The organism is Okeania sp. SIO2F4, from assembly GCF_010672385.1.
In the GTDB taxonomy this organism is placed as follows: Bacteria; Cyanobacteriota; Cyanobacteriia; order Cyanobacteriales; family Microcoleaceae; genus Trichodesmium.
Genome location: NZ_JAAHGT010001232.1, coordinates 1 through 2,215, shown reverse-complemented (window position 1 = coordinate 2,215; position 2,215 = coordinate 1). Strand labels below are relative to the sequence as shown.

Here is a 2,215-nt window from a genome sequence, read left to right as displayed (position 1 = left end):
TCACTCATAATCTTAACTAAATGTAACTTAACAATAGATATTAGGGCAAGTTTAATGCTTTTACCTATGGGATAGAGGAGTAAATGCCTTGGGTAGGTCTCCCGAGTTGAAGCAACTGGCGTGGTGTTATAGTGCCTCCTTTCCTGCGGAATGCTGCGCAAACGGAGGAGCTTTCTTTCGGAATGCTAGGCAAACGCTAACACTCAGTCGAGGTAAGACTGACAAAACAAAGACCTGTCTTGTGTGATTATGTTTTTATGAATTATTATCCAGTTGACTGGAATTTCTGAAGGTACTGTAACTCTATCTTGTACAATTATTAATTTTGTCAGGCGATTTGAGTCCCTTAGTGCCTTTCATGCCGTTTGTCTTAATTCGCTAAATTATAGATATATAAATATATATAAATAGAAATTTAGGACTTTTAATAACGGTAGTATTTTGATTTAAGAGTTTAGTGAGGTAATAGAGCCTAATGGTAATTAAACAGCCAGCAGCAGCAGCAATGCTGACCCAGAAACCAGCCAATGTTAGTAAAAAAGCAATTCTTAGTGTCGACCTAGGACGAACAGCTGCCAAAGCTTGTGTGAGTCGTACCCCAAATGGTGTAGTTTTTATTCCAGCCAATGTCAAACAATTAACTGTAGAACAAGTCAGAGCTGGTAATTTTGAGTCTAAACCTACAGACCCTTTATTAGATATGTGGTTGGAATATCAAGGTTCTGGATATGCTGTAGGTCAACTTGGTGCTGACTTTGGAGCTAATCTATTTGGTGATGAAAGATCTTTTGCTAAGTCTAAAGTTGAAGATGCTTTAATTAAAATCTTGGCCTGTGCTGGCTATTTTCAGCTCAAAGGAGAATTTTCGGTAGTCATAGGTTTACCTTTCTATTCCCAAGAACAATTTGAAAAGGAAAAGGCACAGATTATTAGCCAACTGCAATGTCCTCATAAAATGTCTTATCGAGGCGCTGAACCTGTCGAAATTAGAATTAACAAGGTTTGGGTCATGCCAGAAGGATATGGTAGCTTACTGTGGACTGAGGCTAATCATGGTAAAGAATTTCAGCCAGAATTGCCCAAATTATCCCTTGCTATTGTTGATATTGGCCATCAAACTACCGATTTCTTGATGGTAGATCGTTTCCGGTTTGCTAGGGCTGCTTCTAAGAGTGAAGCTTTTGCCATGAGCCAGTTTTATGAAGATGTGGCTGCTAAGATTGAGGGAGCAGATGCTCAGTCTTTGTATTTGTTGGAAGCTGTCCATAAACCTGAAGGTCAGCGTTCTTATCGTCCTAGAGGTGCAACAAAACCTATTAATCTGGACGGTATTGTTCCTGAATTGCGTAAGGTTTTTGCCGCTAAACTTTGTGACCGTTTAATTAAGTGGATACCAGAAAGGGTGAGTGATGTTGTTCTTACTGGTGGTGGGGCAGATTTTTTCCGGGAAGATTTGCAAAAGCTAATTGAAGAAGCAGGTCTGAAAGCTCATTTGGCTCAACCACCTAGAGAAGCAAATGCTCTGGGACAATACATCTATGGGGAAGCTCAATTAGCAATATCTAAGTAAGTTGTTGCTTAGTTGAGTATTAGATTCAAGATATTTGAGGCGCTATAGTAGAATATAAATTACCTCAATGTCAAAACCCAATCTCAAATTTGAGTAGAGCACCATAATTAGGGTTTGCTGAATAAGTCTTATGGGTGAAGGTAGGAGTCAGGAGGACTGAGTCAGGTAGGGGAGCCGTCGGATTGGCGACGTACAGGAGAAATAGGAATTACAGAGGATGTAGTCGGATATATTTGTCCCTCAATTTTTCTGCCCTTGTCTGCTCAAGATCCTCACTTGTGTGGCCTTAAGGGAGCAAAAAGCTGGCACTTTTTTCGCACAAAAATGGCTTTACCCCTGATATGTAAGTGCTTTTAGATTTAATTAGCAAGCCCTAATTATTATGTGGTTGTTTCTGTATCTGGAACTCAAAAATAATGGGGACAGAGTAGAAAAGAAATTTTCTTTGTCCCCTAAAAGTAGTAAAGTAAAGTTGAATATTGGATTACAAACTGAATTATTGTTTATAGCAGCTAAGATGTTTCTCAAACAAAACAATATTTACCGAAAAATTAAGGTATAAAGCCTCTCCATTCATGGAGAAAAGGCGGTCGTTTGCGGAGCATTCCGAAGGATGGGATGGCGAGGTTTCCCTCTGAATGCAGA

General features: G+C 39.5%; 1 protein-coding gene. It reads left to right on the top strand.

Translation table 11 applies throughout. The features are described from left to right. Window positions 1-475 precede the first annotated feature (475 nt). Window positions 476-1,570 (top strand): filament morphology actin-like protein FcmB, encoded by a 1,095-nt coding sequence (gene fcmB / locus F6K22_RS39215; RefSeq protein ID WP_293110393.1) that lies wholly within the window; start codon window positions 476-478, stop codon window positions 1,568-1,570. Window positions 1,571-2,215 lie beyond the last annotated feature (645 nt).